Source organism: Cupriavidus sp. SK-3 (assembly GCF_000611145.1).
GTDB lineage: Bacteria > Pseudomonadota > Gammaproteobacteria > Burkholderiales > Burkholderiaceae > Cupriavidus.
The window spans coordinates 47,948-55,214 of the sequence record NZ_JFJV02000083.1 but is presented as its reverse complement, the minus strand read 5'-3'; the positions used below and the strand labels follow the sequence as shown (position 1 = coordinate 55,214).

The following is a 7,267-nucleotide window of genomic DNA, read 5'->3' as shown; positions in this document are numbered from 1 at the left end:
GCTTCGCATCGCGTTGGGGTGTGGACCGCCCCTCGGGCGCTCCGCACGGCTACACCGATTTTTGATCCGGCTTCCTCGCTCGTGGTGGCGCCCGTTGGGTCGCGTCTCCCATTGCCGGGTGAGGGTGGGGGCTTGTGAGGCTGTGATGCGTTTTTCTGCCAGAGATGTGATTGCCGCAGGGCCGGACGGATAATCGTTGCGCCGGTTGGCCTGCATCTTTCTCTGGGCAGCTGAACTGGATTTTCTTTTAATGAAATCCAGTTCAATGCCTCATGCTGCCATTACTTCTCCATATCGCTGCACGTGGTAATCACTGTCTCCCAGCAGCGGATCGATCATCGTCAATCGCTTGAAGTAATCCCCTACCTCCAGCTCATCCGTCATCCCCATGCCGCCGTGTAGCTGCACCGCTTGCTGGCCGACAATTCTCCCGGCCTTGGCCACAGTTACCTTCGCGGCGCTCAGCATTCGCCGCCGTTGCGCAGGGTCGCTTTCATCCAGCGCCTGCGCCGCCACGTAGGCCATCGACAGCGCCAGTTCCTTTTGCACCAGCATGTCGGCCATCCGGTGCTGCAGGGCCTGGAACGCCGCCAGCGGTTTGCCGAACTGCTGCCGCGTGCGCAGGTATTCGCCGGTGATTTCGATCAGTTTTTCCATCGCGCCGGCGGCTTCCGCGCAGAGCGCGGCAATGCCGTGGTCGATGCCGTGGAGCAGGGCGGCCAGGCCGTCGGCCGCGTCTCCTACCAGCGCCGTGGCGTCTGCCGCGACGTTCTGCAAGGCAAGGTCGGCGGCGCGCAGGCCGTCCATGGTGGGGTAGCCGCGTACCGTGAGTCCGGTGGCGTCGCGCGGGACCAGGAACAGCGCCAGTTCGTTGCTGCCGGCGATGCGCGCGGTGAGCAGGAAGGCGTCGGCGGCTTCGCCGTGCCAGGCCAGGCTCTTGTTGCCGTTGAGTACATAGCCGTCGCCTTTGCGCTCGGCGCTGGCGCGCGCGGTCTCGGGGCGGTAGCGGGTGGTGGGCTCCAGGTAGGCGAGGGTGATGACGCGTTCGCCGGTGGCGATCGCGGGCAGCCATTCGTCTTTCTGGGCTTGGCTGCCGTAGGCGTTCAGCACGGCGGCGGACATCACGGCAGTGGGCGTGACTGGTTCCAGCACCAGGCCGCGTCCGAGCTCGCGCTGCACCACGAGCTGGCTTGCGGCGCTTTCGCCAAAGCCGCCGTACTCGCCGGGCACGGTCAGGCCCAGCACGCCCATTTCGGCAAGCTGCGCCCAGGTGGCGCGGTCGAAGCTGCCGCCGCCGCGGGCGTTCTTGCGGCGCTTGTCGAAGGTGTATTCGGTGTCGATGAAGCGGCGCAGGCTGTCCGCCAGCATCTGCTGCTCTTCGCTGTAGTTGAAGTCCATGGCTGTGCGTGTTCCTTGTATCCCGGGCTTTTTTTTTGCGGAGTCTCTGACGTCTTCCGTGGCTTCAGAAGCCCAGGATCATCTTGGAGATGATGTTCTTTTGTACTTCCGTGGTGCCGCCGTAGATCGATGTCTTGCGCATGTCGAAGTAGGTCGAGGCGGCGGGCGCGGCCCACGCCGGGGCGTGCAGCGGCGCATCGGCCGGCGGCGTTTCGCCGGCTTCGAGCCAGCGCGGCGAATACGGCCAGGCATTGGGACCGGCCACTTCCATCTGCAGCATGGCCAGGTCCTGCTGGATCTCGGAGCCGCGGATCTTGACGATGGAGGCTTCCGGACCGGGGCCGCGGCCCGCGTCTTGCGTGGCGACGCGCAGCAGCAGCATTTCCAGCGCCATGATGTCCATCTCGATGCGGGAGATCTTGTCGCGCATGCGCACATCGTCGATCAGCGGGCGGCCGGCGCCATCGGTGGCTTGCGCGGCGTAATGCTTGAGCTGGCGCAGTTCGCGGTTGCAGTGGCCGATGCCGGCAATGCCGGTGCGCTCGTGGCCCAGCAGGTATTTGGCGTAGGTCCAGCCGCGGTTTTCTTCGCCCAGCAGGTTGCCCACGGGCACTTCCACGTCCTCGAACCAGACTTCGTTGACGTCGTGGCCGCCGTCGAGCGTGACGATCGGGCGCACCGTCACGCCCGGCGTCTTCATGTCGATCAGCAGCATCGAGATGCCTTCCTGCGGCTTGGCTTCGGTGTCGGTGCGTACCAGGCAGAAGATCCAGTCGGCAAAGTGCGCCATCGTGGTCCAGGTTTTCTGGCCGTTGACGATGTAGCGGTCGCCCTGGCGCACGGCGCGGGTCTTGAGCGAGGCCAGGTCGGAGCCGGAGCCGGGCTCGGAGTAGCCCTGGCACCAGAAATCCTCGACCGTGGGGATGCGCGGCAGGAAGCGTTCCTTATGTTCCTGGCTGGCATATTTCATCAGCACCGGCCCGATCATGGTCAGGCCGAAGGGCAGCAGGCGCGGCGCGCCCGCGCGGAAGGCCTCGATCTCGAAGATCAGGCGCTGCAGTGCGTTCCAGCCCGTGCCGCCCCATTCCGTGGGCCAGGTCGGCGCGCCCCAGCCCTGCGCGTGCAGGATGCGGTGCCAGCGCACGTAGTCGTCCTTCTCGACGCGCTGGTGGGCCAGCACCTTGTCCCGGATATCCGCAGGCAGGCTGGCCTGCACAAAACCCCGAACCTCTTCGCGGAACGCTTGTTCCGCCGCGTTGAAACGCAAATCCATCTGCTTGTCCCCTCGGTTGGGAAAGGCTGGCCGCCGGCCGCCACTTCGATACGATGCTGCGATTCTATGGGGGGGCGGACGTTCGCTTCTTCCGGAATGGCAAAGCCGTCCTTTTGCGCTTCCTAACCGATGCCGGCCCTGCGCAGGCGCACGTGCCGGGCAGAACACGGCCTTAGCCAAATCCAAATAGCACGCCACCGGCGCCTGGCTCACACTGGCGCAGTTCCATCGCAGCAAAAACACAATCAACGCCGAGGAGACGGGCGATGTCACGCTGGACAAAATTGTTCGTGCTCTGCGGATGGCTTGCCGCCACCGCGAGCGCGTTTGCGGCCTATCCGGACAAACCGGTGCGGCTGGTCGTGCCCTTCCCGCCGGGTGGCGCCACGGACCTGCTGGCTCGCGAGGTCAGCCACGCACTTTCAGTACGGCTGGGCCAGCCGGTGGTCATCGAGAACCGGCCTGGCGCGGGCGGCAATATCGCCGCCGTGGCGGTGGCGCGCGCGCCAGCCGACGGCTACACGCTGTTGTTTGGCACCTTCGGCTCTCTGGCCGTGAACAAGAGCCTCTACGACAAGCCCGGCTACGACCCGCTCAAGGATTTCGCGCCGGTGGCCTCGGTGGCCTACCTGCCCAACGTACTGGTGGTGCACCCCGCAGTGCCCGCGCGCAATGTGGCCGAGCTGCTGGCGCTGGCGCGCCGCGAACCCGGCAAGCTGAGCTACGGCTCCTTCGGCAACGGTTCGTCCTCGCACCTCGCCGGTGAACTGTTCACCCACCTGGCGGGCGTGCGCATCGAGCATGTGCCGTACAAGGGCAGCGCGCCGGCCATGACCGACCTGATCGGCGGGCGCCTGACCATGATGTTCGACAGCATTTCCACCGCCTTGCCCTATGTGCGCGATGGCCGCGTGCGGGCGCTGGCAGTCACCACCGCCACGCCGTCCGGGCAGTTGCCCGGCGTGCCGACGCTGGCTGCGGCCGGCGTGCCCGGCTACGAGCTGACCGCGTGGTTCGGCGTGGTGGCGCCCGCCAATACGCCGGCGGCCGTGGTCGACCGCCTCAACGCCGAGATCGTGGCTGCGCTCGCGCAGCCCGAGCTGGCGGCGCGGCTGGCAAGCCAGGGCACCGTGCCTTTTCCTTCCACGCCGGCGCAGTTCGGTACGTATATGCGCACCCAGTACCAGAAGTGGGACGGCCTGATCAAGTCGGCTCACATCCACCTGGATCAGTGAGCTTGCTCTGCGTCTCTTCCGGGTCCGTCCGGTTCCAACCTCATCGTCACTTGCATCATGTCCTCCTTCCGTCCCGAGTTCATCCATGACATCCCCCGGCACTGGGCCGAGCAATCGCCGCAGGCGCCCTGCCTGTACGAGACCGGCGGCGTGCTCAGCTACGGCGCGCTGTGGGAGCGCATCACGGCCACGCGCGACTGGCTCGCCGCACAAGGCGTAGGGCAGGGCGACCGCGTGATGGTGGTGGGCGAGAACTGCGCCGAGATGGTGGTGATGCTGTTCGCCTGCAGCGCACTGCACGCCTGGCCGATCCAGGTCAATGCGCGGCTTTCGCCGCGCGAGATCGACGGCATCCGCGCACATGCCGAGCCGCTGCTGACGTTCTTTACCAACCATGTCTCCGATGTGGCCGCCGCCCACGCCAGGCGGCTTGGGGCGCAGCCCACCGGTTGCGCCGCGCTCGATCCGGACTTCGCCAGCCTGCGCGCCGAACAGGTGCCCGCGCGCGTGGATGCCGCCCAGGCGCGCGACGTTGCCACGCTGATCTACACCTCCGGCACTACCGGCGCGCCCAAGGGCGTGATGGTGCCGCACGCCGGCCTGACGGTCTTCGCGCGGATCTCGGCAACCTCGCGCAACCTGGGGCCGGACGATATCGCTTACGGCGCGTTGCCGCTGTCGCACATCTTCGGCATCGCCACCGTGCTGATGGCCACGCTGTACGCCGGCGCCAGCCTGGTGATGCGCCCCCGCTTCGATGCCGCCGATGTCTTCGCCGCGCTGGCGTCGCCCGGTGTCACCATGCTGCAAGGCGTGCCGACCATGTTCACGCGCATCATGGCGGTGGCACGGGAGTCGTCGCTGGAGAGCGGCGCCGCGGCGTTTCCCCGCCTGCGTTATCTCTATACCGGCGGCGCGCCGCTGGACCCGACCCTCAAGCGCGACACCGAGGCATGGTTCGGCCAGCCGCTGCATCACGGCTACGGCATCACCGAATACGCCGGTTCTCTGTTCATCACCCGCATGGATGCGCCGCGCGCCGATTGCTCGGCCGGCTACATCGTCGAAGGCGTGGAGATCAACATCACCAACGAGCAGGGCGAGCGGATGCCCGCCGGCGAACGCGGCCAGATCCGCGTGCGCGGCCCCGGCGTGATGCGAGGCTATTTCCGCAACGCGGAGCAGACCGCCGAGGCGCTGCTGCCGGGCGGCTGGCTCAACACCGGCGATCTCGGTTTCCTCGGTGAAGACGGCGCGTTGTTTATCGTGGGCCGCTCCAAGGACCTGATCATCCGCTCGGGCTTCAACGTCTACCCGATCGAGGTGGAATCGGTCATCAACGCCTTCCCCGGCGTGCGCCAGTCCGCCGTGGTCGGGCGCGCGGCAGCCGATGGCAACGAAGAAGTGGTGGCCTTTGTTGAAACGCAACCGGGCGCGAAACTGGACCTCGCTGCCCTGGAAGCCTACCTGCGGGAAAGCCTGGCGCCGTACAAGCGGCCCGCGCAGATCCGCGTGATCGAGACGATTCCCACCACCGCCAGCGGCAAGCTCCTGAAGCAGCCGCTGCGCGCCATGCTGGACGGCGGCGCCGTAGCGGCATGACCTGCGGCGGCCGGTGCCGCCGCCACCGCTTCGCCGCGGGTCGAAGCGTACTGGCCGCCAGCCCCCGGCAAGCCGGGGGCTGGCAGAACACACAACAAGGAGGAGACAGATGAAACGATGGATGATGATGGCTGGCGCGCTGCTGGCGCTGGTGCAAGGCACGGCAGTGGCGGACAACTATCCCACGCGGCCCGTGAAGCTGATCGTGGGCTACGCTCCTGGCGGTCCGGTCGATACCGCCGCGCGCATCTATGCCGATTACCTGGGCCGCACGCTCAAGCAGCCGGTGGTGGTGGACAATCGCGCCGGCGCCAGCGGCGCCATCGCCGCGGACCTGACCGCGCGCGCGACGCCTGACGGCTACACGCTTTACTTCGTGGCCAGCCCGACCATGACCATGACGCCGCTGATCCAGAAGTCGGTGAACTTCAACCCGAACAAGGATTTCACCTACATCGGCCTGATCACCGATTACACCAACGTATTGCTGATCAACAAGGACTTCCCGGCCAAGGACGTCGGCGAGCTGGTCGAATACGCGCGCAAGCATCCCGAGGGCGTGAGCTTCGGCTCGGCCGGTGTCGGCGCCTCGAACCACTTGTCGGCCGAGTGGCTGGCGCAAATGAGCGGGGTCAAGATGCTGCATGTGCCATACAAGGGCAATTCGCCCGCGATGGCCGATGTGATCGGCGGCAAGGTCACGTTCATGTTCGATATCACGGGCACCGCCATCGGCTATATCCAGGGCGGCAAGGTGCGCGCGCTGGCGGTGACGTCGAAGACGCGCAACGCGGCGCTGCCGACGGTGCCGACGATGGTCGAGTCCGGCATGAAGAATTACGACCTGACCGGCTGGTACGCGCTGATCGGCCCGCAGAAGATGCCCGCCGACGTGGTGGACAAGCTGGTCAAGGCGCAAAAGGCCGTCGGCGATGATCCTGCCTTTCAGCAGCGCATGACGCAGGGCGGCTATGACCTCAATATCACCGGGCCGAAGCCGCTGGCCGATCGTATCCAGCGCGAACTGAAGCTGTGGGGCGGGGTGGTGAAGACGGCGAATATCCAGGTGGATTGAGGCCGGATGGTTCCCCTCCCCAACTTGTGGGAGAGGGGAGCTACGGCAGCGGTCGAATGAACCCTTTTTTCCCCGGCGCCGTTCAGGCGTCCGGTGCGCGCTTGCGCAGCAGGTAGCGCTGTACGCCGTCGAGCACCAGCACGCCGTGCTGGTTGTGTACCGTCGAGCGCAAGGTCAGCACGCCAGTGGTGCGGTTCGGCGCGAGTTCGCTGACTTCCAGCGTGCTGTACAGCGTGTCTCCCGCGTAGACCGGATGCAGGAAGCGGCTGCTCTGGTCGAGAAAGCCCTTCAACGACTCTTCCACCATATGCGGGAACAGCCCGGCGCCCGCCGCGGTCTGGATCAGTACCTGGTAGCCGTGCGCCAGCATGTGCGGCATGCCGTGGGCGCGGCAGTACTCCGCGTCGTAATGCACGGGATGGTTGTCGCCGCTCGCCAGCTGGAAGGCGGCGAACAGCGCCTCGGTCATGGTGCGCGAGGGAAGCACAAAGCGTTCGCCGGGCACGAAATCTTCGAAATAGCGTTGTTCGCACATGCGGTGGCTGCGCGGGTCGAAGCTGGCAGCTTCGGGGTTTGCTGCGGAGGGCTTGATGGTCATCGGTCGGTGTCGGGGTTGGTGGCGCGAAGAAGCGCGCAAGCGGAAGAACCGGCGCTGCGCCACAGCCTGGCGCGGCGCGGGTGAAC

General features: G+C 66.5%; 6 protein-coding genes. 3 read left to right on the top strand and 3 right to left on the bottom strand.

Annotated features, from left to right (window positions below; genetic code table 11):
• Positions 1 to 270: 270 nt before the first annotated feature.
• Together CF70_RS09030 and CF70_RS09025 are read right to left on the bottom strand one after the other, a co-directional pair.
• Positions 271 to 1,398, bottom strand: coding sequence for an acyl-CoA dehydrogenase family protein (locus tag CF70_RS09030; RefSeq protein WP_035863224.1), 1,128 nt, complete (start codon positions 1,396 to 1,398; stop codon positions 271 to 273).
• Between the two features lie 64 nt (positions 1,399 to 1,462).
• Entirely contained in the window at positions 1,463 to 2,671 is a 1,209-nt protein-coding gene (locus CF70_RS09025; protein WP_035863221.1) for an acyl-CoA dehydrogenase family protein, read from the bottom strand.
• 266 nt (positions 2,672 to 2,937) lie between these two features.
• On the opposite strand from CF70_RS09025, the gene CF70_RS09020 reads away from it, so the two are divergent.
• The 3 genes from CF70_RS09020 (at position 2,938) to CF70_RS09010 (ending at position 6,583) form a co-directional block, all read left to right on the top strand.
• Positions 2,938 to 3,906 carry a tripartite tricarboxylate transporter substrate binding protein gene (locus CF70_RS09020; RefSeq protein WP_035863218.1) on the top strand — a complete coding sequence of 323 codons (969 nt, stop codon included), beginning with the start codon at positions 2,938 to 2,940 and terminating at the stop codon, positions 3,904 to 3,906.
• 57 nt (positions 3,907 to 3,963) lie between these two features.
• The gene (locus tag CF70_RS09015) at positions 3,964 to 5,508 is read left to right on the top strand and encodes a class I adenylate-forming enzyme family protein (RefSeq protein WP_035863216.1); all 1,545 of its coding nucleotides are present in this window, start codon (positions 3,964 to 3,966) and stop codon (positions 5,506 to 5,508) included.
• A 109-nt stretch (positions 5,509 to 5,617) separates the two neighbouring features.
• On the top strand, positions 5,618 to 6,583 hold the full coding sequence (locus CF70_RS09010; RefSeq protein ID WP_035863214.1) for a Bug family tripartite tricarboxylate transporter substrate binding protein: 966 nt from the start codon (positions 5,618 to 5,620) through the stop codon (positions 6,581 to 6,583).
• Between the two features lie 82 nt (positions 6,584 to 6,665).
• Here CF70_RS09010 and CF70_RS09005 read toward each other — a convergent pair whose 3' ends face one another.
• Positions 6,666 to 7,181, bottom strand: coding sequence for a MaoC family dehydratase (locus tag CF70_RS09005; protein ID WP_051648173.1), 516 nt, complete (start codon positions 7,179 to 7,181; stop codon positions 6,666 to 6,668).
• Positions 7,182 to 7,267: the final 86 nt, after the last annotated feature.

Bases quoted from the DNA above. Each gene is read 5' to 3' on its own strand.
- CF70_RS09030 (WP_035863224.1), bottom strand. From the start codon at position 1,398: ATGGACTTCAACTACAGCGAAGAGCAGCAGATGCTGGCGGACAGCCTG.
- CF70_RS09025 (WP_035863221.1), bottom strand. From the start codon at position 2,671: ATGGATTTGCGTTTCAACGCGGCGGAACAAGCGTTCCGCGAAGAGGTT.
- CF70_RS09020 (WP_035863218.1), top strand. From the start codon at position 2,938: ATGTCACGCTGGACAAAATTGTTCGTGCTCTGCGGATGGCTTGCCGCC.
- CF70_RS09015 (WP_035863216.1), top strand. From the start codon at position 3,964: ATGTCCTCCTTCCGTCCCGAGTTCATCCATGACATCCCCCGGCACTGG.
- CF70_RS09010 (WP_035863214.1), top strand. From the start codon at position 5,618: ATGAAACGATGGATGATGATGGCTGGCGCGCTGCTGGCGCTGGTGCAA.
- CF70_RS09005 (WP_051648173.1), bottom strand. From the start codon at position 7,181: ATGACCATCAAGCCCTCCGCAGCAAACCCCGAAGCTGCCAGCTTCGAC.